The 25,516-nt window shown below is 75.5% G+C and carries 26 protein-coding genes and 1 pseudogene; 15 read left to right on the top strand and 12 right to left on the bottom strand.

Annotated features, from left to right (window positions below):
- The first annotated feature begins 29 nt into the window (after window positions 1–29).
- The 6 genes from A3CO_RS0122260 to A3CO_RS33800 are packed head-to-tail and all read left to right on the top strand — an operon-like array spanning window position 30 to window position 4,752.
- Window positions 30–1,001, top strand: coding sequence for a zinc-dependent alcohol dehydrogenase (locus tag A3CO_RS0122260; protein WP_018334461.1), 972 nt, complete (start codon window positions 30–32; stop codon window positions 999–1,001).
- Window positions 1,002–1,004: 3 nt separating this feature from the next.
- Window positions 1,005–1,403, top strand: a complete 399-nt coding sequence (locus A3CO_RS0122265; RefSeq protein WP_018334462.1) for a 6-pyruvoyl trahydropterin synthase family protein — start codon at window positions 1,005–1,007, stop codon at window positions 1,401–1,403.
- A 5-nt stretch (window positions 1,404–1,408) separates the two neighbouring features.
- Window positions 1,409–2,434, top strand: a complete 1,026-nt coding sequence (locus A3CO_RS0122270; RefSeq protein WP_033414842.1) for a glycosyltransferase family 4 protein — start codon at window positions 1,409–1,411, stop codon at window positions 2,432–2,434.
- The gene (locus A3CO_RS0122275; protein ID WP_018334464.1) at window positions 2,368–3,204 is read left to right on the top strand and encodes a class I SAM-dependent methyltransferase; all 837 of its coding nucleotides are present in this window, start codon (window positions 2,368–2,370) and stop codon (window positions 3,202–3,204) included. The genes A3CO_RS0122270 and A3CO_RS0122275 overlap by 67 nt, the downstream gene beginning before the upstream one ends.
- Window positions 3,205–3,209: 5 nt before the next feature.
- Window positions 3,210–4,157 carry a lysylphosphatidylglycerol synthase domain-containing protein gene (locus A3CO_RS0122280; RefSeq protein ID WP_018334465.1) on the top strand — a complete coding sequence of 316 codons (948 nt, stop codon included), beginning with the start codon at window positions 3,210–3,212 and terminating at the stop codon, window positions 4,155–4,157.
- 4 nt (window positions 4,158–4,161) lie between these two features.
- A complete protein-coding gene (locus A3CO_RS33800) occupies window positions 4,162–4,752 on the top strand; it encodes a histidine phosphatase family protein (protein WP_018334466.1) in 591 nt (196 codons plus the stop codon).
- Here A3CO_RS33800 and A3CO_RS0122290 read toward each other — a convergent pair.
- Entirely contained in the window at window positions 4,737–5,300 is a 564-nt protein-coding gene (locus A3CO_RS0122290; protein ID WP_018334467.1) for a dihydrofolate reductase family protein, read from the bottom strand. The genes A3CO_RS33800 and A3CO_RS0122290 overlap by 16 nt on opposite strands.
- 78 nt (window positions 5,301–5,378) lie before the next feature.
- On the opposite strand from A3CO_RS0122290, the gene A3CO_RS0122295 reads away from it, so the two are divergent.
- Window positions 5,379–5,891, top strand: a complete 513-nt coding sequence (locus A3CO_RS0122295; protein WP_026204872.1) for a putative immunity protein — start codon at window positions 5,379–5,381, stop codon at window positions 5,889–5,891.
- 72 nt (window positions 5,892–5,963) lie between these two features.
- Window positions 5,964–7,823: a Na+/H+ antiporter NhaA gene (gene nhaA / locus A3CO_RS0122300; RefSeq protein ID WP_018334469.1), complete on the top strand. Its 1,860-nt coding sequence runs from the start codon at window positions 5,964–5,966 to the stop codon at window positions 7,821–7,823.
- Here the strand turns inward: nhaA and serA are convergent.
- Window positions 7,820–9,025, bottom strand: coding sequence for a phosphoglycerate dehydrogenase (gene serA, locus A3CO_RS0122305; protein WP_018334470.1), 1,206 nt, complete (start codon window positions 9,023–9,025; stop codon window positions 7,820–7,822). The two genes, nhaA and serA, sit on opposite strands and share 4 nt — an antisense overlap.
- 189 nt (window positions 9,026–9,214) lie before the next feature.
- Here serA and A3CO_RS33805 point away from each other — a divergent pair, with 189 nt between their 5' ends.
- Window positions 9,215–9,982 (top strand): PfkB family carbohydrate kinase, encoded by a 768-nt coding sequence (locus A3CO_RS33805; protein WP_157647788.1) that lies wholly within the window; start codon window positions 9,215–9,217, stop codon window positions 9,980–9,982.
- Here the strand turns inward: A3CO_RS33805 and A3CO_RS0122315 are convergent.
- Complete coding sequence (locus A3CO_RS0122315) at window positions 9,979–11,037, bottom strand: DNA polymerase domain-containing protein (RefSeq protein WP_018334472.1); 1,059 nt, start codon at window positions 11,035–11,037, stop codon at window positions 9,979–9,981. The genes A3CO_RS33805 and A3CO_RS0122315 overlap by 4 nt on opposite strands.
- Between A3CO_RS0122315 and A3CO_RS0122320 the strand changes: the two genes are divergently transcribed.
- A complete protein-coding gene (locus A3CO_RS0122320; RefSeq protein WP_033414874.1) occupies window positions 11,036–11,341 on the top strand; it encodes a hypothetical protein in 306 nt (101 codons plus the stop codon). The genes A3CO_RS0122315 and A3CO_RS0122320 overlap by 2 nt on opposite strands.
- 19 nt (window positions 11,342–11,360) lie before the next feature.
- A complete protein-coding gene (msrB, locus tag A3CO_RS0122325) occupies window positions 11,361–11,780 on the top strand; it encodes a peptide-methionine (R)-S-oxide reductase MsrB (RefSeq protein ID WP_018334474.1) in 420 nt (139 codons plus the stop codon).
- A 42-nt stretch (window positions 11,781–11,822) separates the two neighbouring features.
- Here the strand turns inward: msrB and A3CO_RS0122330 are convergent, their stop codons facing one another.
- From A3CO_RS0122330 to hemE, 4 genes are read right to left on the bottom strand one after another with little or no spacing between them, the layout of a single operon-like run.
- Window positions 11,823–12,563 (bottom strand): SDR family oxidoreductase, encoded by a 741-nt coding sequence (locus A3CO_RS0122330; protein ID WP_018334475.1) that lies wholly within the window; start codon window positions 12,561–12,563, stop codon window positions 11,823–11,825.
- Window positions 12,560–13,249 (bottom strand): hydrogen peroxide-dependent heme synthase, encoded by a 690-nt coding sequence (gene hemQ / locus A3CO_RS0122335; RefSeq protein WP_018334476.1) that lies wholly within the window; start codon window positions 13,247–13,249, stop codon window positions 12,560–12,562. The genes A3CO_RS0122330 and hemQ overlap by 4 nt, the downstream gene beginning before the upstream one ends.
- Before the next feature lie 46 nt (window positions 13,250–13,295).
- Entirely contained in the window at window positions 13,296–14,714 is a 1,419-nt protein-coding gene (gene hemG / locus A3CO_RS0122340; protein WP_018334477.1) for a protoporphyrinogen oxidase, read from the bottom strand.
- Entirely contained in the window at window positions 14,711–15,823 is a 1,113-nt protein-coding gene (gene hemE, locus A3CO_RS0122345; protein WP_018334478.1) for a uroporphyrinogen decarboxylase, read from the bottom strand. The genes hemG and hemE overlap by 4 nt, the downstream gene beginning before the upstream one ends.
- Window positions 15,824–15,929: 106 nt before the next feature.
- Between hemE and A3CO_RS0122350 the strand changes: the two genes are divergently transcribed.
- From A3CO_RS0122350 to A3CO_RS33815, 3 genes and pseudogenes are all read left to right on the top strand, one after another.
- Complete coding sequence (locus tag A3CO_RS0122350; protein WP_018334479.1) at window positions 15,930–16,544, top strand: DUF3000 domain-containing protein; 615 nt, start codon at window positions 15,930–15,932, stop codon at window positions 16,542–16,544.
- 645 nt (window positions 16,545–17,189) lie between these two features.
- A complete protein-coding gene (locus tag A3CO_RS33810; protein ID WP_372460436.1) occupies window positions 17,190–17,885 on the top strand; it encodes a response regulator in 696 nt (231 codons plus the stop codon).
- Between the two features lie 89 nt (window positions 17,886–17,974).
- A pseudogene (locus A3CO_RS33815) lies at window positions 17,975–19,129 on the top strand (HRDC domain-containing protein); the annotation flags it as partial.
- Between the two features lie 131 nt (window positions 19,130–19,260).
- On the opposite strand, the gene A3CO_RS33820 reads toward A3CO_RS33815, so the two are convergent.
- Together A3CO_RS33820 and A3CO_RS33825 are read right to left on the bottom strand one after the other, a co-directional pair.
- On the bottom strand, window positions 19,261–20,481 hold the full coding sequence (locus A3CO_RS33820) for a HAMP domain-containing histidine kinase (RefSeq protein ID WP_018334482.1): 1,221 nt from the start codon (window positions 20,479–20,481) through the stop codon (window positions 19,261–19,263).
- Window positions 20,482–20,616: 135 nt separating this feature from the next.
- Window positions 20,617–20,916, bottom strand: coding sequence for a hypothetical protein (locus A3CO_RS33825; RefSeq protein ID WP_157647790.1), 300 nt, complete (start codon window positions 20,914–20,916; stop codon window positions 20,617–20,619).
- 194 nt (window positions 20,917–21,110) lie between these two features.
- Between A3CO_RS33825 and A3CO_RS33830 the strand changes: the two genes are divergently transcribed.
- Window positions 21,111–21,998 carry a beta-keto acid cleavage family enzyme gene (locus A3CO_RS33830; protein ID WP_033414844.1) on the top strand — a complete coding sequence of 296 codons (888 nt, stop codon included), beginning with the start codon at window positions 21,111–21,113 and terminating at the stop codon, window positions 21,996–21,998.
- On the opposite strand, the gene A3CO_RS39160 is transcribed toward A3CO_RS33830, so the two are convergent.
- The 3 genes from A3CO_RS39160 to dxs all read right to left on the bottom strand — a co-directional run bounded on the left by A3CO_RS39160 (window position 21,979) and on the right by dxs (window position 25,471).
- Entirely contained in the window at window positions 21,979–22,716 is a 738-nt protein-coding gene (locus tag A3CO_RS39160; protein ID WP_018334485.1) for an alpha/beta fold hydrolase, read from the bottom strand. The genes A3CO_RS33830 and A3CO_RS39160 overlap by 20 nt on opposite strands.
- Before the next feature lie 10 nt (window positions 22,717–22,726).
- On the bottom strand, window positions 22,727–23,398 hold the full coding sequence (locus A3CO_RS0122385; protein WP_018334486.1) for a response regulator transcription factor: 672 nt from the start codon (window positions 23,396–23,398) through the stop codon (window positions 22,727–22,729).
- A gap of 66 nt (window positions 23,399–23,464) precedes the next feature.
- Window positions 23,465–25,471, bottom strand: coding sequence for a 1-deoxy-D-xylulose-5-phosphate synthase (dxs, locus tag A3CO_RS0122390; RefSeq protein ID WP_018334487.1), 2,007 nt, complete (start codon window positions 25,469–25,471; stop codon window positions 23,465–23,467).
- Window positions 25,472–25,516 lie beyond the last annotated feature (45 nt).

The raw sequence follows: 25,516 nt of genomic DNA on the forward strand, positions 1-25,516 counted from the left end.
CCGGCACCCCGTCGTGCAGGAGGAACTCCGTGTACTCCGCCCGTCGGTTCCAGGTGCTCCGTCCCGGCGAGAGCGCCGTGGTCGACCTCGCCCTGCCCGACCCCGGGCCCGACGACGTGCTGGTCCGGACGCGCTGGTCGGCGATCAGCCGGGGCACCGAGCTGCTCGTGTACCGCGGCGGGGTGCCGCCCGGCCAGGCGGAGCGGATGCGCGCGCCGTTCCAGGTGGGCGACGTCCCGGGGCCGGTGACGTCCGGCTACCTGGCGGTGGGGGTGGTGGAGTCGGGTCCGGCGGCGCTGCTCGGCCGCGACGTGTTCTGCCTGCACCCGCACCAGACGCGGTTCGTGGTCCCGGCGTCGGCGGTGTCGGTCGTGCCGGACACGGTCCCGGCGGGGCGGGCGGTGCTGGCGGGGACCGTCGAGACCGCCGTCAACGCGTTGTGGGACGCGGGGCCGCGGGTCGGTGACCGGATCGCGGTCGTCGGCGCGGGGATGGTGGGGTGCTCGGTCGCGGCGCTGCTCGCGACGATCGCGGGCGTGCGGGTGCAGCTCGTCGACGTCGATCCGGCCCGCGCGGCGGTCGCGACGACGCTCGGCGTCGGGTTCGCTCCTCCCGGGGCGGCGCTCGGCGACTGCGACCTCGTGTTCCACACCAGCGCGACGGCCGCCGGTCTCGCCCGGTCGCTGGAACTGCTCGGCACGGAGGGCGAGGTGATCGAGATGTCCTGGTACGGCGACCGGGAGGTGTCGGTGCCGCTCGGCGAGGGGTTCCACGCGGGTCGGCTCGCGGTGCGCTCCAGCCAGGTGGGGACGGTCGCGGGCGCCCGCCGCGCCCGGCGTTCCCACGCCGACCGGATGGCGCTCGCGCTCGACCTGCTCGCCGACGACCGCTTCGATGCCCTCGTCACCGACACCGTGCCCTTCGAGGCGTTGCCGGAGACCATGGCGCGGCTCGCCGCCGGGGCACCGGGCCTCGCGGTACGGGTCGACTACGGAGGCTGACCGGTGTACTCGGTGTCGGTCCGCGACCACGTGATGGTCGCCCACAGCTTCCGCGGCGAGGTGTTCGGCCCGGCGCAGGCGCTGCACGGCGCCACGTTCGTCGTCGACGCCACCTTCCGCCGCCCCGGGCTCGACGCCGACAACGTCGTCGTCGACATCGGCCTCGCCACCGCCGCCCTCGGGGCCGCGCTGGCGGACCTGCGCTACCGCAACCTCGACGAGATCGAGGCCTTCGCCGGCGAGAACACGACGACGGAGTTCCTCGCGCGCGTGATCGCCGACCGCCTCGTGGCCGCGATCCACACCGGTGCGCTGGGCGAGGGCGCCCGCGCGATCGCGACGGTCGCGGTCGAGCTGCACGAGTCGCACGTCGCGCGGGCGGGCTACGAGCGTCCGCTGTGAGTGTCGTGGCTCCTCACGTCGTCGTCCCGGACGACATCGACGCCGTGCCCAGCGGCGGCAACGTCTACGACCGCCGGGTCCTGGCGCTCTCGGGCTGGCGCGAGCTGCGCGTGCCGGTGGGTGACGGTGCCGCGCTGGCGGCGGCGCTCCGCGGGGTTCCCGACGGCGGGTCGGTGCTGGTGGACGGGCTCGTCGGCGGCCGCGCCCCGGAGGTGCTCGCCCCGCACGCCGCCCGGCTGCGGCTGGTACCGCTGGTCCACCTCCCGCTCGCCGACGAACGCGGGCTCGCTCCCGGCCGGGCCCGGGAGCTGCGGGCGCTCGAGACCGCGACCCTGCGGCACGCCGCGGCGGTCGCGACGACGAGTCGGTGGACCGCGCGCCGGCTCGTCCCGGCCTTCGGGGTCGATCCGGCGCGGGTGGTGGTGGCGCCGCCGGGCACCGACCCCGCCCCGACCGCCCCGGGGTCGGCGGTGACGGGCGCCCGGCCGCGGCTGCTGTGCCTCGGCACGCTGACCCCGACGAAGGGGCAGGACCTCCTCGTCGACGCCCTCGCCGCGGTGCGCGACCTCCACTGGACGGCCGCTCTGGTCGGGCCCGTCGGGCGGGACCCCGGGTTCGTGGTGCGGCTGCGGGCGCGGATCGCGGCGCTCGGGCTGGCGGACCGGGTGACCGTGCCGGGGCCGCGGACCGGGCCCGCCCTCGAGACGGTGTGGGCGGCGACGGACCTGCTCGTGGTGCCGTCGCGGACCGAGACGTTCGGGATGGTGGTGACCGAGGCGCTCGCCCGGGGCGTCCCCGTCCTGGCCGCCGACGTGGGCGGGATCCGGGAGGCCGGACCGACGGCCTGGGTGTCCGCTGAGAACGTTGGTGCCCTCGCCGGAGCACTCCGGGACTGGCTGGTGGACCCGGTGCGGCGGAGCGGGTGGAGGCTCTCAGCGTCGGGTCGCCGGGGCACGCTGTCCGGGTGGACCACGACCGTGCACCGGCTGCGCCTCGCGCTCGGGTCCGAGTCCGGACCCGGGCCCGGCTGAGCGCGCCCGGGTCCCCCGTCTGCACCCCGGACTGGCTCGCCCTCCGCGAGCCCGCCGACCACGCCGCCCGCTCCGGGACGCTCGCCGCCGCCCTCGACGAGCGGCTGGGGACGCACGGCACGGTGGTGGTGCGCGACCTCGGGTGCGGGACCGGGTCGATGGGCCGCTGGCTCGCGCCACGCCTGCGGGCGCGGCAGCAGTGGTTCGTGCACGACCGCGACGCCGGCCTCGCCCGCCGGGCCGCCGCGTCGCTGCCCGTCCCGGCCACCCCCGTCGTCGGGACCGTGGCGGACATCGACCTGACCGGCACCGACGTGGTCGTCTGTTCGGCGCTGCTCGACCTGCTGAGCGCCGTGGAGATCGGGGCGCTCGTGGACGCGTGCGCCGCGGCCGGGGCGGCGGTGCTGTTCGCCCTGTCGGTCACGGGGCGGGTGCGGTTCGACCCGGCGGACCGCGACGACGCGCGGCTCGCGGCCGCGTTCGACGCCCACCAGCGCAGGGACGGCCTGGCGGGCCCGGACGCGCCGGACCGGGTGGCCGCGGCGCTGGGACGCGCCGGGATGGAGGTGCGGCGGGAGACGACGCCGTGGCGGTTGGCCGGCGGGAGCGCGGGGAGTCGGCCGCTCGCCGAGGAGTGGTTGCGGGGCTGGTGCGACGCCGCGGCCGTGCAGGACCCGACGCTGGACGTGGACGGTTACCTCGCGCGGCGGCTGACCGCGCCGTTCGCCGTCGAGGTGGGCCACGTCGACGTGCTGGGGCTCCCACGGTGAGAGCGGTGAAGCTGGGCGTCGGGGTGCTGCTGGTGGCCGCGGTCGTCGCACATCTGGGCGCGGGCGCGGTCCTCGACGGGCTCCGGGCGGTCTCCGTCGGCGCCGTGGCGGCGGCCCTCGGGATCGGGTCGGTGACGACGGCCGCGGCCGCCGCCCGGTGGTGCCTCGTCGCACGGGGCGTGGGGCTGCGTCTGGGGTTCGGCCGGGCGCTCGCCGACTGCTACCGCGCGCAGTTCCTCAACTCGGTCCTCCCGGCCGGCGTGCTCGGGGACGTGCACCGCGCCGTCGACCACGGCCGCCGCAACGCCGACGTCGCCCGTGGCGTGCGGGCGGTGGTGCTCGAACGGGTCGCGGGGCAGGTGGTGGTCGTCGCGGCGTGCGCGGTGCTGCTCGTCGTCCTGCCCGGACCCGTGCGGGACCTCATCGACCCCGTGACGGTGCTGTGGGTGCTCGCCGTCGTGGCGGCGGTGGCCCTCGCGGCCGTGCCGCTGGTCCGCGCCCGGGGCGGCGGGGCACTGTCGACGGTGGGCGCGGATCTGCGGGCGGGCCTGCTCACCCGTCGGACCGGTCCCGGGGTCGTCGGCTGCTCCGTGGTCGCGACCGCGGGCCACCTGGCGCTGCTGGCCGTGGCGGCCGGCCCCGTCGCACCGGTCGGGGAGCTGCTGCCGCTGCTCGCGCTGGCCCTGCTCGCCATGGGCCTGCCGGTGAACGTGGGCGGCTGGGGGCCGCGCGAGGCCGTGATGGCCGCGGCGTTCGGTGCGGCCGGGCTGGGGGCGGCCACGGGCCTCGCGGCGGCGGTGACGTACGGCGTCCTCGCCCTCGTCTCCTGTGCACCGGGCCTCGGGCTCCTGCTCGGTCGAGTCGCACTCCCCCGTCCGGTCGAGGGCGACACCGCCGCTGCGCCGAACTCGGCTCGATGCGTCTCCCGGACAGGTCCTGCGTCAGTAGCGTGACGCGATGCTCATCCTCGTGCGCCACGGCCAGACGCAGGCGAACCGTCACGGGCTGATGCTGGGCCGGGCCGACCCGCCGTTGTGCGCCCCGGGGATCGAGCAGGCCGCCGTGCTCGCGCGGGGCCTGCCCCGACCCGCCCGCCTCGTCTGCAGCCCGCTCACGCGGGCCCGGCAGACCGCGGCGCCGTTCCGGGTGCCGGTCGAGATCGACGACCGGTGGATCGAGCTGGACTACGGGGCCCTCGACGGGTGCCCGGCCGCCGCGCTCGACGCCGCGGGGTGGCAGGCGTGGCGCGACGACCCCCACCACGTGCCGGCCGGCGGCGAGTCGTTGGCCGCCGTGGGCGCGCGGGTGCGCGCGGCCTGCGCCGACCTCGTCGCCGACGCGGCGGTGGCCGACGTGGTGGTCGTCAGCCACGTCTCCCCCATCAAGGCGGCGATCGCGTGGGCGCTCGGGGTCGGCGACGAGGTGGCGTGGCGCATGTGGCTCGAGGACGCGGCGGTGTGCCGGATCGACACGTCCGGCTCGTCCCCGCGGCTGCTCGCCTTCAACGACCACGCCGTGCACGCCGCGGCCCTTCAGGCCCTGCGGTAGGTGCAGACGAGCACGCCGGTCGCGGCGGTCGTCGCCTCGACCAGCTCGAGCCCCCGGCTGTTCCCGTGCGTCGGGAAGATCGACTTCCCGCCGCCGAGGAGGACCGGCTCGATCATGAGGCGGTACTCGTCGACGAGGTCGGCGTCGACGAGGTCCCGGACCACCGACGAGCTGCCCATGACGAGGAGCCGACCCTCGCCCTCCGGCAGGTGGTGGAGGTCGGCGACGACGGTCGAGTTCGCCCAGGCGCCCGCGTCGGTCAACGACCGGCTGGCGACGTACTTCGGGATGGCGTTCATCCGGTCGGCGAAGGGGTCGCCCGCCTGGCTCGACCACGCCGGCCCCGAGACCTCCCAGGTACGCCGTCCGAAGAGCATCGCGTCCGCCGATGTCAGCACGTCGTTCCACGCCGCGCCCATGACCGCCGGGTCGAAGTAGCGCATCGACCACCCGCCGTGCGCGAAACCGCCGTCGCGGTCCTCGTCGGGGCCGCCGGGCGCCTGGACGACGCCGTCGAGGCTGGTGAAGGCGGTGACGACGATGTGCATGATGTCCTCCTCGGGGTGGGTTCACCCGGACGTCGGACGGGAGCGACGGCGTTCGACACGGCCGACGGGAGCATGTGCGTGATCCTCTCGTCGGAGCGCGACCCGCGGCTCGTCACCCTCCGCCGGGGTGGGCTGTTGACCGACGAGGACCATCACCGGCTCGCGCTCTGGGCGGCCGCGTGCGCCGAGCACGTGCTGGGGCTCTTCGAGTCGGTCCGGCCCCAGGACGCCCGCCCGCGCGAGGCGATCGGGGCCATCCGCGCGTGGGTGCGGGGCGAGGTGCGGATGATGGAGTCCCGCGCGCTCGGTGGTCACGCCATGGGGGCGGCGCGCGACCTCCGCGGCGCGGCCCGGTTCGCCGCGTACGCCGCCGGCCAGGCGGGCGCGGTCGCGCACGTGGCCGAGCACGACCTGGGCGCGGCCGCCTACGCGATCAAGGCCGCCCGGGTCTCCGTGCCCGCGTCGGAGGCCGACGGGGCCGGGCGCGCCGAGTGCGCGTGGCAGCGGGCGCAGCTGCCCGAGGCGGTGCGCGAGCTCGTGCTGTCCGACCAGCAGCGACGCAACCACCTGTGCTGGTCGGTCTTCACCTGAGGTCCGGAACGGCGGGTCGACCGCGAGGCACCCCTCCCGCACCACACCCGTCGTCGGGAAGAATCGTCCCCGATGACCGAGACCACCCTCCGCGGACCGGGCCGGCTGCACGGGGTCCTGGAACGCATCGCCGAGGCCCGGCGGGGTGACTCGTCGGAGACGCTCGCCGCGGTGTTCCTGCTGGTCGCCACCGTGCTCGCGCTGATCTGGGCCAACTCGCCGTGGGGCTGGACCTACGACGTGTTCTGGCACGCCCGGATCGGGATCTCCGTCGGCGGGTCGGGCATCGATCTCGACCTGCGGCACTGGGTCAACGACGGCCTCATGGCGCTGTTCTTCTTCGTCATCGGCCTCGAGGTGAAGCGCGAACTCGCGATCGGCGAGCTCCGCGACCGGTCGCAGGCCGCGGTCCCCCTCGCGGCGGCGATGGCCGGGCTGGCCCTGCCCGCGGTGCTGTTCCTGCTGCTCAACCCGTCGGGACCGGCCGCCGCGGCGTGGGGCGTCGTCATCTCCACCGACACGGCGTTCCTGCTCGGGGCGCTGGCGGTCGTCGGGCCGGGGCGGGCCGAGCGGCTCCGGATCTTCCTGCTGACGCTCGCGGTCGCCGACGACGTCGGGGCGCTCGCGATCATCGCGCTGGTCTACACCGACGAGCTGCACTGGGTGCCGCTGCTCGTCGCGATCGTCGGGCTCGCGGCGGTGTGGCAGCTGCGTCGGCTGCAGGTCTGGCGCGGCGGGGCCTACCTCGTCGTGTCGCTGGTGACGTGGGTGGCGCTGCACGAGTCGGGGGTGCACGCGACGCTGGCGGGCGTCCTGATCGCGCTGCTGCTGCCGGTCTACCCACCGAAACGCCGCGAGGTGGAACGGGCGGCCGAGCTGACGCGCCGGTTCCGGCAGTCACCGAACCCGGAGTACGCCCGCTCCGCCCGGCTCGGGCTCGACCGCGCCGTCAGCGTCAACGAGCGCCTCATGCGCCTCTACCAGCCCTACACCGCGTTCATCGTCGTGCCGCTGTTCGCCCTGGCCAACGCGGGAGTCCGGCTCGACGGGGAGACGCTGCGCGCCGCGGCGACCTCGCCGCTGACCTGGGGCGTGGTGCTCGGCCTCGTCGTCGGGAAGTTCGTCGGCATCAGCGGGGCCACGGCGCTGCTCCGGCGGAAGCTGCCGCCGGGCCTGACGATGCCGCAGGTCGCGGGGGGCGCGGCGCTCTCCGGCATCGGGTTCACGATCTCGCTGTTCATCATCGACCTCGCGCTCGCCGACCAGCCGGCGCTGGCCGACCAGGCCCGCATCGGGGTGCTGGCCGCCTCGGTCCTCGCCCTGCTCGTCGGCGCGCTCGTCTTCCGGGCGGCCCCGCGGCCGGAGGGACCGTCGCTGGACCTGCTCCGCCCGGTCGACCCGCGGCGCGACCACATCCGCGGGCCGGCCGACGCGCCGCTGACGCTCGTCGAGTACGCCGACTTCGAGTGCCCGTTCTGCGGGCGGGCGACCGGCAGCATCCGGCAGGTGCGGGAGCACTTCGGCGACCGGCTGCGCTACGTGTTCCGGCACTTCCCGCTCGAGGAGTACCACCCCGACGCCCGGCAGGCGGCCGAGTTCTCCGAGGCCGCCGCCGAGCAGGGACGCTTCTGGGACGCGCACGACCACCTGTTCGCCCACGCCGACGCCCTCGACCGCGACAGCCTCGACGAGCACGCCGCGACGCTCGGCCTCGACCAGGAGCGCCTCGAGGAGGACCTGCGCGACGGCGACACCGCGAACCGGGTCGCCGACGACGAGATCGACGCCCGCACCAGCGAGCTGCCGGGCACGCCGACGTTCTTCCTCGGGTCGGCCGGGCGGACACCGCGCCGGCTCGAGGGCCCGCACGACGCCGCGACCCTCATCGCCGGACTCGAGGCGATGGCGGCCGCGGCGCGCAGCGCGGGTTAGACCTGCGGCTCCCAGAACCGGAGCCACTGGGTCTGCGGCGCCCGGTTCAGCTCGGTCAGCACGTGCTCGGCCAGCGGCTTGTCGGTGTCGGTGACGACGTAGCCCTGCTCGCCGCGGGTGGACAGCGCCTGCCCGATGACGTTGGCGCCGCTGTCGGCGAGCAGCTTGTTCAGCCCCGCCAGCACGCCCGGCTCGCTGGAGTGCAGGTAGCCCATGCGGTAGGCCCCGGGCGGGTTCGGCGGCATGACCTCGGGCAGGTTCACCGAGAGCGCCGTCGAGCCGCCGCCCACGAAGCCGAGCAGCTTGGTGGACACGAAGTGCCCGATCTCCTCCTGCGCCTCGGCGGTCGATCCGCCGACGTGCGGGGTGAGGATGACGTTGTCGAGGCCGCGCAGCGGGGACTCGAACGCGTCGCCCTGGGCCTTCGGCTCCACCGGGAACACGTCGATGGCCGCGCCCGCGATGTGGCCGCTCAGGATGTTCTCCCGCAGCGCGTCGTAGTCCACGACCATGCCGCGCGAGGCGTTGATGAAGATCGCGCGCGGCTTCATCGCGGCGAACTGCTCGGCGCCGAACAGGCCGGCGTTCCCCGGGCGGCCGTCGACGTGGAGGCTGACGACGTCCGCCTCGGCGAGCAGCTCCTCCAGCGAACCCTTCCGGGTCGCGTTGCCGTGCGCGAGCCGGTCGGCCGTGTCGAAGAAGATCACGCGCAGACCGACGGCCTCGGCGACGTTCGACAGCTGCGTGCCGATGTTGCCGTAGCCGACGATGCCGAGCGTGCGCCGCCGGATCTCGTGGCTGCCCTTCGCCGACTTGTCCCAGATGCCCTCGTGCATCCGCTGCGTCTTCTCGGTGAGCCGCCGGGCGAGCGCGATGATCTCGCCGAGGACGAGCTCGACGACGCTGCGCGTGTTGGAGAACGGCGCGTTGAACACCGCGATCCCGCGCTGCGCGGCGGCGGCGAGGTCGACCTGGTTGGTCCCGATGCAGAAGCAGCCGACCGCGAGCAGGTCCTTGCCGGCGTCGAGCACCTCGGCGGTGATGGTGGTGTTGGAGCGGATCCCGAGCAGGGACACCCCCTCGAGCGCCTCGACGAGCTCCGCGCCGGAGAGCGAGCCCGGCCGGGCGTCGACCTCGAGCCCGGCGCGGCGGAACGCCTCGGCGGCGGTCGGGTGGATGTTCTCGAGCAGGAGCACCTTCACCCGGAGCAGGATAGGCCCGTCCCCGCCCCCTGTCGGCCCCCTTCTGCCCAGCGCACGGCGCTGACCGGCCGAAAGAGATCCCCCGACGCGACGCAGGTCACGTGGTACCGCTCTCTTCCGACGACGGGGCCCGCGGCAGATGCTCGATGATCATGACAGCCGTGGGCGGCCCGGGCCAGGATGCGGGGCGTGAGCGGACCCGCTGGTGCTCCCGTCGTCGCCGTGGTCGGCGCCGTGCCCGGCACGGTCGCGGACGCCGCCGTCGCGGCCGCCCGGCTGGGAGCCGAGGTTCGGGTCGTCGGGACGGCCACCGACGTCCGGGTCCGCGACGAGCTCGCCGGCGAGGGCGTCGGGGTCGACGCGGTGACCCTCGACGGCCACCTCGACGCCGACCCGGTGCGCCGCACGCTGGACGCGATCGAGGAGCTGGGCGCGGTGCTGGTCGGGACCGACCAGTCGGCCGCGGTCGTGGCGGCCGCGGTCGGCACGGCGGCCGGCCGGCGGGTGCCCTGCGTGCTGGACCCGGACCCGGTGATCCCCGCCGTCGTGGGGCTGCTCGACCTCGGGGCCGTGCTCACCCCGGACGCCGACGAGCTGGCCGACCTCGTACGGCGCGGAGCAGGTGCGGAGGCCGCGCGACGGGCTCCCGCCGAGGCGGCTGCGACCCTGCACTCCTGGAGCGGCGCACCCGTCGTCGTGACCCTGGGGGCCGACGGCGTGCTGCTCGCCGACGACGGCCGGGTGCGACGGCTCCCGGCGCACGCGACCCAGGTCGTCGACCCGGCGGGCGCGAAGAGCGCCCTGCTCGGTGCCCTCGCCCTCCTGCTCGCCGCCGGGGAGGAACTCGCGGACGCGCTGGAGGTCGCCGTCGTCGCGGCAGGCCTGGCGGCGGGGGCCGCCGGACGGCGGGGGAGCCTCCCGACCGGCGACGCCCTGCAGTCCGCGCTGGACGACTAGACCTGCTTGCCGGTGGTGTCCGCGCGGGCCTTCGACGGCTGCACCCGCTTCGGCTCGCCGGGCATCTTGGGGTACTCGGGCGGGTACGGCATGTCCCCGAGCCCGTGGTCGCGCTGGTCGCGCTCGACCCACTCCAGGGCGGTCTCGAGCCCGGCCGGGTCGTCGTGCAGGCCCGCGTGGGCGTCGCCGCGCTCGGCGTAGAGCCCCGCGGCGGTGAGCACCGTGAAGTCGTCGGGCTCGGCATCGGGCAGGTCGGCCCAGGTCAGCGGGAAGGAGACGGTGGCGCGCGGGGTGCCACGCACGGACCAGGCCGAGGCGATCGTCCGGTCCCGGGCGGCCTGGTTGAAGTCGAGGAACACGCGCTCGCCGCGCTCCTCCTTCCACCAGTCGACGGTGGCGGCGTCCGGCAGCCGCCGGCAGACCTCGCGGCCGATCGCGATGACGCACCGACGCACGGCGACGAAGTCCCACTCGGCCCGGATGGGGACCATGACGTGGATGCCGCGCCCGCCGGACGTCTTCGGCCAGCCGACGAGCCCCGCGTCGCCGAGCACCTCGCGCAGCGTCGCCGCGACCACGGCCGCGTCGGCGAAGTCGGTGCCGGGCTGCGGGTCGAGGTCGATGCGCAGCTCGTCGGGCGCGTCGACCTCCGGGCGGCGGACCGGCCAGGGGTGGAAGTCGAAGGTGCCGAGGTTGGCCGCCCAGGCGAGGACGGCGGGCTCGGTCGGGCACAGCACGTCGGCCGCGCGTCCCGAGGGGAAGCGCACCTGGACGGTCTCGACGTAGTCGGGCGCGCCCTTGGCCAGCCGCTTCTGGTAGAAGAACTCGCCCGTCACGCCGTCGACGAAGCGCTTGAGGTGGGTCGGCCGGTCGCGGAGCACCCCGAGCAGCGGCTCGGCGACGGCCACGTAGTGCTCGACCACCTGCCGCTTGGTGATTCCGGGCTCGGGGAAGTAGATCTTGTCGGGGTTGGAGACGCGCACCTCGCGCCCGCCGACCTCGAGTTCCACCGCCGCTGACCGCGCCACGGCCGCGAAGGCTACCGTGGCGGCCATGACCTGGGCGGGAGATCCGGACGCCGTTGCGCGGAGATTCTCCGACGACCTCGTCGGCCTCGACCCCGACGACCCGGAGGCGCGTGCCTTCGCCGAGCACCTCGACCGCATGGAGCGGGTGCGCCCCATGTTCACCGTCGAGGGCGAGCTGAACGGGGTGCGCGACTTCGCGGAGTCGGCCAACCGGATCGGCGGGCTGCAGCACTGGGCGGCGTGGCTGCTCGTGGTCCTCGTGCTGCTCGGCACGGGCTACGTGATCTACGGGGTGCTGGAGTTCGTGCTGAGCACCTACCTGGGTGGCTGACCCGTACTAGCCTGGTCGCATGAGCAGTGCGATCGGCAAGCCGAAGGTCGAGAAGTCCGACGCCGAGTGGCGGGAGCAGCTCTCGCCCGAGGAGTACCAGGTCCTGCGCCAGGCAGGCACCGAGCGGCCGTTCACCGGCGAGTACGACGAGACGTTCACCGAGGGCGTCTACCACTGCCGCGCGTGCGGCGCGGAGTTGTTCCGCTCCGAGACCAAGTTCGCGAGCCACTGCGGGTGGCCGTCGTTCTACGCCCCCTCCGGCGACGACAACGTGATCCTCCGCGAGGACTCCACGATGGGGATGCGCCGGGTCGAGGTGCTGTGCGGCACCTGCCACTCGCACCTGGGCCACGTCTTCCACGGCGAGGGCTACGGCACTCCCACCGACGACCGCTACTGCATGAACTCGGTGTCGCTGCGTCTCGAGCCCACGGCCTGAGCGTTCCCGACGACGGGTGCGGGGCACCCGTCGTCGGGACGGCTACTGGCCGCCGGAGATGCGCAGCGTCTGGCCGGTCATCCAGCCGCTCTCCGGCGAGGCCAGGAACCGCACGAGCGGCGTGATGTCCTCCGGCTCGCCGTAGCGGCCCATCGGCCAGGCGATCGGCGCGAGGTCGTTGTCGTAGTGCTTGCCGTTCTCCGCCGACATGTCGCTCGTGGTGCCGCCGGGAGCGATCGCGTTGATCGTGATCCCACGCGGCACCAGGTCGAGCGCGAGGACCTTGACCATCGCCTCGACGGCGGCCTTCGACCCGGCGTAGAGCGCGTGGCCGGGCACCGGGGTGGAGGCGGCGATCGACGAGGTGCAGACGATGCGCCCGCCCGGTCCCATGTGCGCCGCCGCGGCCTGCACCGCGAGCAGCTGGCCGCGGGTGTTCACGGCGAAGACGTGGTCGAACTCCTCGGCCGTCAGCGTGCCGAGCGCCCCGAAGTGCTCGATGCCGGCGTTGGAGACCAGCACGTCGAGGCCGCCGAGCAGCTCGGCGGCGCGGTCCATGAGCGCGGTGACGGCGGCCGGGTCGGCCATGTCGGCCGCGACGGCGTACGCCTCCCCGCCCGTCCCGGTGATCTCCGCGACGACGGCGTCGGCGGCCTCGGCGCTGCGGCCGTACCCGACGACCACGCGGGCGCCCTCGGCAGCGAGGGCGAGCGCCTCGGCCCGGCCGATCCCGCGGCTGGCGCCGGTGACGACGGCGCGGGTCCCTGTGACGACCCCGGTCACGAGAGTGCGAGCAGGGCGCCCGGCTCGACCCGCGGCCCGGTGAAGAACGGGGTCTCCTCCCGGACGTGGCGGCGGGCCTCGGTGGCGCGCAGGTCGCGCATCAGGTCGACGATCCGGTCGAGCTCGTCGGCCTCGAAGGCGAGGATCCACTCGTAGTCGCCCAGCGCGAACGCGGGCACGGTGTTGGCGCGGACGTCGGCGTAGCCGCGGGCGGCCTTGCCGTGGTCGGCCAGCATCTGGCGGCGCTCCGGGTCGGGCAGCAGGTACCAGTCCAGCGACCGGACGAACGGGTAGAGGCAGAGGTAGCCCTTCGGCTCCTCCCCCGCGATGAAGGCCGGCACGTGGCTCTTGTTGAACTCCGCGGGCCGGTGCAGGGCGGTGTTCGACCACACCGGCTCCGAGGCCCGGCCGAGCGCGGTACGGCGCAGCGCGGTGTAGGTGGCCTGCAGCGCCTCGACGTCCTGCGCGTGGGTCCACACCATCCAGTCGGCGTCGGCCCGCATGCCCGCGAGGTCGTACACCCCGCGGACGACGACGCCCTTGGCCTCCTGCTCGTCGATCACCGCGGCGAACTCCTCGGCGGCGGTGCGCCGGTCGTCGCCCAGCTTCGCCGGGTCGGTACGGAACACCGACCACATCGCGTAGCGGATCGTGGAGTTCAGCTCGTCGTAGTTCAGCCTGGCCACGGCTCCATGGTGCCACGCGGCCGGGGCGGGAAGGATCCGAGCGCCGTCACGGCGCGAGGCCGCTCGCGGGGGACGCCAGGTGCTCGGCGATCCGCGCGGCGGCGGCGTCACCGGTCGCGAGGCAGGCCGGCACCCCGACCCCGTGCAGCGTCGCCCCGGCGACGGCGAGCCCGGCCGGCAGCGCCTCGAGCCGCGCGGCCCGCGCGGCGTGCCCGACGCCGTACTGCGGCAGTCCCCCGCCCCACCGCGCGACCACCGTCTCGAGCGGCTCCGCATGCAGGTCGAGCAGCGCCGCGAGGTCGGAGCGCGCGGCCGCGACCAGTTCCGCGTCGTCGCGCTGCAGCGCCTCGGGCTCCCCGTACCGGCCGATCGAGGCCCGCACCACCACCGCGTGCTCCCCGACGAGGTGCGGCCACTTCACCGACGACACGGTGACCGCCTTGATCGTCCACGGCGTCCCGTCCGGGCGCCGCTCCCCCGAGCCGATCAGCACCCCGGAGCGGCGCCCGAGATCGGTGTCGGGCGGCAGGGCCAGGGCGACGACGGCGGAGGAGGCGAGCTCGATACCCGCCGCGGCTGCCGCGGCGTCCGGGGCCGCGTCGACGAGCAGGCGGCGCAGCGCCGGGGCGGGCACCGCGAGGACCACGCCGTCGGCGTCCACGGTCTCCGTGCCGGTGGGACCGGAGGCGACCACCCGCCACCCGTCGTCCCGGCGCTCCAGGGCGGTCACGGTCCGCGCGAGCCGCACCTCGGCGCGCGCCGCGACGGCGAGGGCGGGCGGCAGGTCGGCCAGCGACGTGCGCAGCGTCCCGAACACCGGGCCGGGGGGCGTGGTCCCGCCCGGGAGGGCGGCGCGCGCGGCGGCCACGAGGGACGACGGGTCGCGGTCGAGCGACGCGGCCAGCGCGGGCACCGTCGCGCGCACGCCGAGCGCGTCCGCGCGGCCGGAGTACACGCCGCCCAGCAGCGGGTCGACGAGCCGGTCGGCCACCTCGTCGCCGAGCCGGGCCCGCACGAGGGCGCCGACGCTGTCGTCCCCGTCCCACGCCACCGGTCCGAGCTCGGCGTCGGCGGCGAGCGCGGCCCGGCCGGCGTCGGACAGGAGGCTCCCGACGGCGGGTGGGTCGGCCGGGACGCCCATCACCGTCCGCGGGGGCATGGCGTGCGTGGCGCCCCCGGCGCGGATGCCGGAGGACGCGGCGGAGGGGTGCACGAGGTCGTCGGACAACCCGAGCTCGACGAGGCGGTCGGCCGCCTCCGGCCGTCGGGCGAGGAACGCCTCCGCGCCCACGTCCACCCGCAGACCGCCGAGTTCGACCGCCGCGAGCTTCCCGCCCAGCACCCGGGCGGACTCGAGGACGACGAGGTCCGCCGCCTCGCCGAGGGTGGTCCGCAGCCGGTGGGCGGCGGCCAGTCCGCCCACCCCGCCGCCGACCACGACGACGCGGGGCACCCGGCCGGTCACGCGCGGACGGGCAGGGAGTGCACCGTCTCGACGACGCGCAGCAGCGCGTCCGGGTCGGTCTCGGGCAGCACACCGTGGCCCAGGTTGAAGACGTGGGCGGGTGCCGCGTGGCCCTCGGCGACGATGCGCCGGACCTCGGCGTCCACGACGGCGGGTCCGGCGAAGAGCACCGCCGGGTCGAGGTTGCCCTGGAGCACCTTCCCGGGCGCCCGGCGGGCCGCGGCGTCGAGCGGGACGCGCCAGTCGACGCCGACGACGTCCGCGCCGGCCTCGCCCATCGCGCCGAGCAGCTCGCCGGTGCCCACGCCGAAGTGCGTCCGCGGGACGCCCGCGTCGGCCAGGCCCGCCAGCACCTTCCTCGAGTGCGGGAGGACGAGGGCGCGGTAGTCCCGTTCGGAGAGCGCCCCGGCCCAGGAGTCGAACAGCTGCACCGCGTCGACGCCCGCCTCGACCTGCACGCGCAGGAAGGTGAGCGTGAGGTCGGCGAGGTGGTCGAGCAGCGCGTGCCAGGTCTCCGGCTCGGCGTGCATCAGCGCCTTCGTGCGCTCGTGGTTGCGGCTCGGGCCGCCCTCCACGAGGTAGGAGGCGAGCGTGAAGGGCGCGCCGGCGAACCCGATGAGCGGGGTGTCACCCAGCTCGCCGACGAGCAGCCGCACGGCCTCGGCGACCGGGGCTGCCTGCTCCGGGTCGAGCGCGGGCAGGGCCGCGACGTCGGCGGCCGTGCGGACGGGCGCGTCGATCACCGGGCCGGTCCCGGCGACGATGTCCACCCCGACGCCGGCCACCTTGAGCGGGACGACGATGTCGGAGAAGAGGATCGCGGCGTCGACGCCGTAGCGGCGCACCGGCTGCAGCGTGATCTCGCACGCGAGGTCCGGCGTGAGGCAGGACTCGAGCATCCCCGTGCCGCGACGGACACGCCGGTACTCCGGCAGCGACCGGCCCGCCTGGCGCTGGAACCAGACCGGCACGTGCTCCGGCGTCCCGCCCCGCGCCGCCGTCAGGAAGGCCGAGCCGGGCAGGTCACGACGTGTGCCGCCGGGCCCCGACGCGGCGGCCGCGACCCCGGGAACGACGGGGTTCGGGTCGGGCTGGGTCGGGGCGCTCATGGTGGCTCCAGTCTGCCAGCCGACGCGGACGGCCGTCCGATCGGCGTGGCGCGGATCCGGCGCGTCGCCCTGCCGCTCGTGGCGGGCGCGACCTACGCTCCCGCAGGTGACGGCACCCGCGACCGCCCCCGAGACGTTCCGCCGGGCCGTGGAGTCGCTGGCCGCTCTGCGTCCCCGCCCCGAGATCGAGCTGGCCGAGATGCGCCCGCCGCAGCGCCTGGCGCCGTGGTCGGCCGCCTGGAGCGCCGAGGTGGTCTCCCCGCCCGCGGCGGGCGACCCCGAGCCGGACGTGCTCGTGACGGGCCGGCTCGTGCTGCTGCACGACCCCGAGGGCCAGGAGGCCTGGGACGGCACGCTGCGGCTGGTGACCTTCGTGCGCGCCGAGCTCGACCCGGAGCACGCGAACGACCCGATGCTGCCCGAGGTCGCGTGGTCCTGGCTCACCGGCGCGCTCGAGGAGTCGGGGGCCGCGGCGACGGCCGTCGGCGGCACCGTCACCCAGACCTCCTCGGTGCGCTTCGGCGACATCTCGGGCCCCGCCCAGGTGTGCGACCTCGAGCTCCGGGCGTCCTGGACCCCCGTCCTGCCCGACGGGGACGACGGGGGCGACGCCGCGGCCGACCTCACCGAGCACGGCACCGCCTTCACGACGGTGCTGGCGACGGCGGCGGGGCTGCCGCCGGTGGGCGTCGCGAGCCTGGGCGCCCGCCGGCTCGGCTGAGCGCCGACGCCCGCCCACGGCGCGTCGTCGGGTGCCCCGACGGGTTCCCGACGCGTCGGCACGTGCATCGGCCGGTGCGTTCCGCCCGCGTGTGCGATCGAGACGACGACGGTTCTCGCGTCTCAACTCGGGACCGGCGGCAGTTCACCATTCAGCGAACTCTCAGCGATTTCCCGGTACCACTGGTGCCGATTCGACCATTTCCGCAGGTCGTCCGCCCGGCGGCGACGTTGCGGAGGGCGGGTGAACGTCCGGCAGCGAGCGGGTCACGGCCCGGACTCCGAACGCTGCCGTCGTGTTGCGTCCGTTACTCGGATGATATTGGACCGATGAGCGCAGTGGCTCTGCGGCGATCGGAGCCTTTCGCGACGGACAGTCACATCGACTACACAGAGTGTCACGGACAGCACACGGAGAGTACGAGGCTCACGCCAAGGAGTGACCAGAGACCCGTAACGGGCGAAACTCCACCGAGCGAAGTTGGCCCTAATGCTCTCGTTAACTCGCCAGGGGGGATATGTTCTCTCGCGACGCACTTCCTCGGCCGTTCGGCGGCGCGGTCGGCGACCGGGGTTCCTGGTGTGTCCGTCGGGGGGCAAGACCGACTTCAGGGAGGTAGTTGACGTGGCTACCGTGGGCCCAGGCATGGCACTTCGCGGCGTCGCGAGTGGCCTGCTGCCACCGGCCATGGTCCCGCATCCGCGGGAAGAGATGTTCTCGGTGCTGGTGGTCGACGACCACCCGCTGTTGCGCGAGGCGATCGCGCAACGACTCACCTCGATGGGCGCGGGCACCGTCCACGAGGCGGCCTCGATCTCCGAGGCCAGGACCCGAGCACTCGCTTCCGGCCCGTGTGACCTCGCGATCCTCGACCTCGGTCTCCCGGACGGTTCCGGGCTCGACCTGATCGCGGAGTTGCGGGCGCAGGGTTGGAACCGCGTGGTGGTGCTGGCCGCCTCGGACGACCCGTCCGCGGTGCGGGCGGCGTTCCAGGCCGGGGCGCAGGCCTATCTGCTCAAGTCCGCCTCGCCGGGCATCGTCACCGACGGCGTGCGCCGGGTCCTCGAGGGCGGCCTCTACGCCGACCCGTCGGTCGCCCCGCTGCTCGCGGCGGGCACCCGGGTGCCCGCGACCGACAACACCCCGCGGGAGCTCTCGGCCCGTGAGGTCGAGGTGCTGCAGCTGGTGGCGGACGGCCGCTCGAACAAGGAGATCGGCGAGGCGCTGAGCCTCTCGGCCCTCACGGTCAAGAGCCACCTCTCGCGGATCGGCCGCAAGCTCGGCACGGGTGACCGTGCCCAGATGGTCGCACTGGCCATGCGGGCGGGCGTCATCCGCTGAGCACCGCACCGCCGGAGCCCGTCGACGGGGGCGAGGAGCTCGGTGACGGCGTCACCGAGCTCCTCGCCCCCGCGGACGGCGTTCCCGAGATCATCACCGATCGGGACCGCCTCTCGGCGCTCGCCGACGACCTCGCCGCGGGCAGCGGTCCGGTCGCCGTCGACGCCGAGCGGGCGTCGGGGTTCCGCTACTCCGCCCGGGCCTACCTGGTGCAGCTGCGCCGGGAGGGCGCGGGGAGTGCCCTCGTGGACCCGATCGCGCTCGACGGCGACCTGTCCGTGCTCGGCGACGCCCTGCGCGGCGTCGAGTGGGTGCTCCACGCCGCGTCGCAGGACCTGCCGTGCCTCGCCGAGGTCGGCATGCGCCCCGACGCCCTCTTCGACACCGAACTGGCCGGCCGCCTCGCGGGCTACCCGCGCGTCGGGCTCGGCCCCCTCGCCGAGCGCCTGCTCGGGGTCCGCCTGCGCAAGGGCTACGGCGCCGCGGACTGGTCGACCCGCCCGCTGCCCGACGACTGGCTGGTCTACGCCGCGCTCGACGTCGAGCTGCTCGTCGCCATGCGTGACCTGCTCGCCGCCGACCTCGAGCGGCAGGGCAAGGCCGAGTGGGCCCGCCAGGAGTTCGAGGCCGTCCGCCTCGCCGGTCCCCCGCCGCGGCGCGCCGAGCCGTGGCGCCGCACCTCCGGGATGCACAAGGTGCGCCGGCCCCGCCAGCTCGCGGTGGTCCGCGCCCTGTGGGAGTCCCGCGACGAACTCGCCGAGTCCCGTGACGTCGCCCCGGGCCGGCTGCTGCCCGACGCCGCGATCGTCGACGCCGCGCTGCGCGAGCCCGCCGACCGGGACGCCCTGACCGAGATGCCGGTGTTCCGCGGCAGCCGGCAGCGGCGGTTGGCCGACCGGTGGTGGCGCGCGGTGCGCACGGGCCGCGGGCTCCCGGCCGAGGAGCTGCCCGACCCCTCCCCCGCCGGTGACGGACCGCCGCCGGTCAACCGCTGGGCCGACAAGGACCCGGACGCCGCCGCGCGGCTCGCCGCGGCCCGCGCCCACCTCGCCGCGCTGGCCGAGCAGTGGGACACCCCGGTGGAGAACCTGCTGCAGCCCGACCTCGTGCGCCGGCTGTGCTGGACCCCGCCCGACCCGGCCGACGCCGACGCGGTGGACGCCTTCCTGACGTCGGGTGGTGCCCGGCCCTGGCAGCGCGAGCTCGCACTGCCCGGCCTCGTCGCGGCGCTCGCCGAGACCGCCCCACCCCCCGCCGCCGCGCCGGCCGGCGGGACCGCTACCGGGACGGCGGAGACGCCCGAGGGGACCGACGGACCCCGCCGGGCACTGCGCCGCCGCCGTCGCCGGAGCACGAGCGGAGGTGGCACGCCCGCTCAGGTCGGGACGGTCACGCCCGTGTTCAGCGACCCGGAGACCTGACCCGGCAGGCCCACGCGCACCGACAGTCCGCCGCCCTCCACCGGCTCCGCGGACACGGTGCCGCCGTGCGCGCGGACCACGGCGCGCACGATCGAGAGCCCGAGGCCCGAGCCGGGTCCGACCCGGTCGGCGCCGCGCCGGAAGGGTTCGAAGAGGTCCGGCACCCGGGCCGGGTCGAGCACCGGGCCGGAGGAGGCCACGACCAGGTCGACCCGGTCCCCGGCGCGGTCGGTCCCGACCGTGATCCAGCCGCCGTCGACGTTGTGGCGCACGGCGTTCTCGACGAGGTTCCCCACCACCCGCTCCAGCAGCGCGGCGTCGCCGACGACGACGGCGCCCTCGGCCGCCGGGTGGACCTCGACGCGCAGGCGCCGGCCCTCCACCTCGGCGCGGACCGCGTCGAGCGCGCCGTGGGCGGCGAGGTCGAGGTCGACCGGCTCGTCGCCGTCGGAGGCGCGACGCTCCGCCGCCTCGGTGCGTGCGAGGAGCAGCAGCCCGTCGACGAGGCCCTCGGCGCGCTTCGTGGCGTCGCGCAGGACCCCGGCCATCCGCCGCAGCTCGTCGACGTCGGCGTCCGGGTCGGCCAGCGTCACGTCGATCTCGGTGCGCAGGACGGCCAGCGGGGTGCGCAGCTCGTGGCTCGCGTTGGCCACGAACCGACGCTGGGCGTCGAAGGCCGCCTGGAGCCGGTCGAGCATCTCGTCGAAGGTGTCGGCGAGCTCGGCGACCTCGTCGCGCGGGCCCTCGAGGTCGATCCGCGCGTCGAGCGACTCGGCGGAGAGACGGCGGGCGGTGGCGGTGACGTCGTGCACCGGCTGGAGCACGTGCCCGGTCAGCACCCACGACACCACGGCGACGGCGAGCACCACGAGCGCGAACGCGACCGAGCCGACCTGCAGCACCTCCGCGCGGGCACTGTGGCCGAGGGCGGCGGCGATCTCGCCGGCCGGCACCGCGACCCCGTCGACGAGGACCGGCGTCCCCGGCGGGAGGGTGGGCAGGCTCGCCGCGACCTCGCCGACGAGCATCCACCCCAGCCAGAGCAGCAGGGCGCTCACCGCGGCGACCAGGCCGGTGGCGAGCAGCGTCAGGCGCACCCGCAGGCCGGGTCCGCGGCGACGGCGGGCCCGCGCGGGGCGCGACCCGGTCCGGTCCTCGCGGCGCAGCACGGTCACGGAGCCTACGGCGGGCGGGGCACCGGGGAGGTGAAGGTCCGCCGGGTCACGGGTCACCCCGGGCACACCATGGGCGCACCACGGGCCCGGGGCCGCGTCCGCGGGCGGACGACCCCGGGCCCGGTGACGACGCGACTAGTTGACCGCGTGGACCGGCGCGTGGCAGCTCTTGGCGATGGCCGCACCGTTGCCGTCCTTGGCCTTCGAGGCGACCGGCACGGCCACGGCGTTGTCCTGGACCGGGACCTGCACGCCGAGGACGTTGACCGGGACGTCGTTGTTGCAGACGTTGACCGGGGTGTTGGGGGCGAAGTCCGAGGAGTTGACGAGGCCCCGCTGGACGGTGTCGGCGCCGCTCTCGTGCGCCATCGCCAGGCCGGCGGTGGAGACGAGACCCGAGCTGATCAGGGCGGACGCCAGGACGGCCTTGCGCATCATCGACATGATGAGGGGTTCCTCTCGAGGGGGGGAGCTTCCGGACACTCACGGGGACGCTGTCCGAATACGTGTGGTGAACGAAGCCCGGAACACCGGGACACGGTTCTCGACACCCGTTCCGTCGATCGGGTGGATCTCGCGCGCCACGGAGCCGTCCGGCGCGCGGCCGGACTGCGGCATCCTCTCGGGCCATGAGCGCTGTGATCGTCGAGGTCGCCGTCAACGGCACCACCACCCGCGCGACGAACCCGCACGTCCCGCGGACCCCGCCCGAGATCGCCGCCGACATGGTGGCGTGCCTGGACCGCGGCGCGGCGATCGTCCACAACCACAACGACGAGCCGATGTTCACCGCGGACGCGGTGCACTCCCCCGACCCCTACGTGGCGGCCTGGAGCCCCGTCGTCGCGGCCCATCCCGACGCCCTGCTCTACCCGACGATGGGCGCCGGGGCGCGCGGGATCCCGGTGCAGCAGAAGTGGGCGCACGTCGAGGAGCTCGCACGGCGCGGGCTCGGCGGCATGACGCTGGTGGACCCGGGGTCGGTCAACGTCGGGCTCCTGGGCTCGGGCGAGTGCGCGCCGGCGGCGGCCGCGGAGCCCTACCAGAACAGCATCGCCGACACCGAGTACATGTTCCGGCGCACCGGCGAGCTCGGCGCGGCCCCGTCCGTCTCGATCTTCGAACCCGGCTTCCTGCGCACCACGTTGACCCTGCAGCGCCACGGGCGGGTGCCGGCGGGGGCGATGGTCAAGCTGTACTTCGGGGGCGACCTGCAGTTCGGCCTCCCGCCCACGGAGCGCGCGCTCGACGCCTACTGCGAGATGCTCGACGGCTCGGGCCTGCCGTGGTCGGTCGCCGTGCTCGGCGGGGACGTGGTCGGCTGCGGGCTGGCCGCGCTCGCGCTGGAACGCGGTGGGCACGTCCGCGTGGGCCTCGAGGACTACTCCGGTCCGCGCACGCCCACCAACGACGAGCTGCTCGACGAACTGCTCGAGCTGCTCGCCGCGTCCGGGCGGCGCCCCGCGAGCTGCGCCGAGGCCCGGGCGACGCTGGGGATCACGACGGGGCGGGCCTGACCGCGGACACGAACCCCCGCATCGCCGCGACGAGTTCGTGCGGGTGGGTGACGGGCACCATGTGGGCGCCCATGGGCATGGTCACCGCCGTGATCCCCGGTCGGAGCGCGGCGAGGCGATCGAGCCAGTCGGCGGGCGCGATGTGGTCGTCCGGCCCGCGCACGAGCAGGACCGGCCACGGGCCCGCGGCGAGGACCGGCCCGATCGCGTGGTGCCGGGCGCGGTCCATGGCGCGGGCGAAGGTGATCAGCCCGCCGTGGGTGTAGTCCCGCGCCAGGAGGGACACCTGCGTCGGGGGCTCGTGCGCCGCGGTCGCGAGCCAGCGGCCGGCGAGGCGCGGCCAGGTCGCGGCGACCGGATCGGTGGTGGGGCCGACGAGGACCAGGCCCGCGACCCGCTCCGGCGCCCGCCGGGCCGCCTCGGCCACCAGCTGGCAGCTCGCCGAGTGGCCCAGGAGCACCGCGCGCCGCACGCCCAGCTCGTCCAGCCGGCCCAGCAGGCGCTCGGCGTTCGACGCCGGGTCGAGGGGGTCCGCACGCCGGGCGGGCAGGCCGAAGGACGGGAGCGCGACGACGGCCGTCCCCGACCCGAGCAGGCGGGTCGGCGCGCGCCAGCCGTCCACCGAGAGCCCGTTGCCGGGGACCGCCACCACCGTCGGCGGGCCGCCGCCGCGCCGGAGCAGGTCGGGCGGGGCGAGCGGGACCCGGCGACGCAGCACCCGGGACGGCTCAGACGCCCGCGTGGGCGTCGCTGCGGACGCGGTAGCCCGAGCCCACCACGGTGTCGATGATGCCGGGCTCGCCGAGCTTCTTGCGCAGCGTCATGACGGTGACCCGCACCGTGGTGGTGAACGGGTCGGCGTTCTCGTCCCAGACGCGCTCGAGCAGCTCCTCGGAGGAGACGACGGCGCCGCCGGCGGCCATCAGCACCTCGAGGACGCCGAACTCCTTGCGCGTGAGGTCGACCGGCGTGCCCTCGCGCACGACGGTGCGCTTCGCCGGGTCGAGCACCACGCCGGCGGCCTCCAGGATCGGCGGCGTGGCGGGTACGGCCCGGCGCCCGAGGGCCCGGATGCGGGCGACGAGCTCGGGGAAGTCGAAGGGCTTGGCCAGGTAGTCGTCCGCGCCGAGGGCGAGCCCGGCGACCTTGTCGCGCAGGGTGCCGCTCGCGGTCAGCATGATCACGCGCGTGACGCCGCCGGCGATCTCGGCGCACAGGTCGTCCCCGGACCGGCCGGGCAGGTCGCGGTCGAGCACGACGACGTCGTACCGCGTCACCGACGCCTTCTCCGACCCGGTGTCGCCGTCGTAGGCGACGTCGACGGCCATCCCCTCGCGCCGCAGCCCGCGCGCCAGCGCGTCGGCCAGGGCCTGCTCGTCCTCCACGATCAGAATGCGCACGTCATCCACTGTGCCACCCGACGCCTGAACGGACGCTGAGAATCAGCTGGGCGCCGGCGCTCGTTCTCAGGAGGCCGACTGCTCGTCGTGCGTGAGCGACGAGGCGGTGGCGTCCCCGCGGGCGGCGGCGACCCATTCCGTGACCCGCCGGGCAACGTCCTGGTCGGTCAGCCCTGCCGCCGTGAGGAGCACGCCCCGGCTGTCGTGGGTGAGGAACTCCTGCGCGAGCGCGATCCGTCGCACCGGCACGTCCACCTCGGCCTCGGAAAGCGCGTCGGCGAACGACGAGCCGAACCCGCCGTGCCGTCCACCGTCCTCGACGGTGACGACGAGGCGGTGCGAGGCCGCCAGGTCGATGAGGGTGGCGGGCACCGGCTGCAGCCAGCGGGGGTCCACGACCGTGACGCCGATGCCCTGGGCGGTGAGCCGGTCGGCGGCCTCCACCCCGAGCTGGCCGAACGCCCCGACGCAGACGAGCACCACGTCGGGCACCTGCGGCGGCTCGTCGTCGGCGCGCTCGAGCCGCTCGATCGCCGTCGGGCGGGGCGCGGCGAGCGAGAGCCGGCCCGGCTCCGCGAGCACGTCGACGCCACCGGGCCCGGTGGCCGGGCCCAGCCGGCGCAGGGCCGGGACCGCGCTGGGCACCGCACCCTTCGACCAGCGCAGCGCGGTCGGCCCGTCGGCGATGCCGACGGCCTCGCGCAGCTCCTCGCGCAGCGTCACCTCGTCGCGCGGGGCCGCGACCCGCAGCCCGGGGACGATGCCCATGACCGAGAGGTCCCACATGCCGTTGTGGGAGGCGCCGTCGCTGCCGGTGACCCCCGCACGGTCGAGCACGACGGTGACCGGCTCGCGGTGCAGCGCCACGTCCATGAGCAGCTGGTCGAACGCGCGGTTGAGGAACGTCGAGTAGATGGCGACGACGGGGTGCAGGCCGCCGTGGGCGAGGCCCGCGGCGGAGGTCATGGCGTGCTGCTCCGCGATCCCGACGTCGAAGAGCCGCTCGGGGTAGATCTCGCCGAACGCGGACAGGCCGGTCGGTCCGGGCATCGCGGCGGTGATGGCCACGACGTCGGAGCGCTCGCGGCCGAGCTCGAGCATCGCGTCGGTGAACACCGAGGTCCACTCCCGCGGCTTCGGCCCCACCGGCAGGCCCGTCTCGGGGTCGATCACGCCGACCGCGTGCATCTGCTCGGCGAGGTCCTGCTCCGCGGAGGCGAAGCCCCGGCCCTTGTTGGTGACGGCGTGAACGATCACGGGGCCACCGAAGTCGCGCGCGGCACCGAGCGCCGTCTCGAGCGCCTCGGTGTCGTGGCCGTCCACTGGGCCGAGGTACTTGAGGCCGAGGTCGGAGAACAGCGCCTGCGGGGAGAACGCGTCCTTCACGCCCGCCTTCGCGGCGTGCACGGCGGAATAGACGGCGTTCCCGACGACGGGGATGCGCTGCAGGGCCTTCCGGCCCTGCTCCAGCACGTCCTCGTAGCGGGGGGCGAGCCGCAGCGACGAGAGCCGCTCGGAGAGCCCGCCGATCGTCGGCGCGTAGGAGCGGCCGTTGTCGTTGACCACGATGACGACGGGGCGGTCCGACCCGGCGATGTTGTTGAGCGCCTCCCAGCACATCCCGCCGGTGAGCGCGCCGTCCCCGACGACGGCGACGACCGAGCGGTCGCGGCCGAGCAGCTGGTCGGCCTTCGCGAGCCCGTCGGCCCAGGAGAGCGCAGTGGAGGCGTGGGAGTTCTCGACGAGGTCGTGCTCGGACTCCGCGCGGCTCGGGTAGCCCGAGAGGCCCCCGCCCTGCCGGAGCCCGTCGAACGCCCCGGAGCGCCCGGTGACGATCTTGTGGACGTAGCTCTGGTGCCCGGTGTCGAACAGCAGCGCGTCGCGCGGCGAGTCGAAGACCCGGTGCAGGGCGAGGGTGAGCTCGACGACCCCGAGGTTGGGCCCCAGGTGCCCACCCGTCCGGCAGACCTTGTCGATCAGGAATCCCCGGATCTCGGCCGCGAGCGCGTCGACCTCGCCGGCGTCCAGGGCCCGCAGGTCGGCCGGGGTTCGGACGCGCTGGAGCAGACTCACGGCGGCCAGTCTACGGAGAGCGCCGCGTCCCGGCGGGGCGAGCGG

It is taken from the genome of Actinomycetospora chiangmaiensis DSM 45062, from assembly GCF_000379625.1.
Classification (GTDB): domain Bacteria; phylum Actinomycetota; class Actinomycetes; order Mycobacteriales; family Pseudonocardiaceae; genus Actinomycetospora; species Actinomycetospora chiangmaiensis.

Excerpts from the sequence above, each read along its gene's own strand:
- msrB (WP_018334474.1), top strand. The coding sequence starts at position 11,361 with ATGAGCAGTGCGATCGGCAAGCCGAAGGTCGAGAAGTCCGACGCCGAG.
- A3CO_RS0122290 (WP_018334467.1), bottom strand. The coding sequence starts at position 5,300 with ATGCACATCGTCGTCACCGCCTTCACCAGCCTCGACGGCGTCGTCCAG.
- hemE (WP_018334478.1), bottom strand. The coding sequence starts at position 15,823 with ATGAGCGCCCCGACCCAGCCCGACCCGAACCCCGTCGTTCCCGGGGTC.
- A3CO_RS33830 (WP_033414844.1), top strand. The coding sequence starts at position 21,111 with ATGAGCGCTGTGATCGTCGAGGTCGCCGTCAACGGCACCACCACCCGC.
- A3CO_RS0122315 (WP_018334472.1), bottom strand. The coding sequence starts at position 11,037 with ATGGCCGCCACGGTAGCCTTCGCGGCCGTGGCGCGGTCAGCGGCGGTG.
- A3CO_RS33800 (WP_018334466.1), top strand. The coding sequence starts at position 4,162 with ATGCTCATCCTCGTGCGCCACGGCCAGACGCAGGCGAACCGTCACGGG.
- A3CO_RS33825 (WP_157647790.1), bottom strand. The coding sequence starts at position 20,916 with ATGCGCAAGGCCGTCCTGGCGTCCGCCCTGATCAGCTCGGGTCTCGTC.
- A3CO_RS0122320 (WP_033414874.1), top strand. The coding sequence starts at position 11,036 with ATGACCTGGGCGGGAGATCCGGACGCCGTTGCGCGGAGATTCTCCGAC.
- A3CO_RS33810 (WP_372460436.1), top strand. The coding sequence starts at position 17,190 with ATGGCACTTCGCGGCGTCGCGAGTGGCCTGCTGCCACCGGCCATGGTC.
- nhaA (WP_018334469.1), top strand. The coding sequence starts at position 5,964 with ATGACCGAGACCACCCTCCGCGGACCGGGCCGGCTGCACGGGGTCCTG.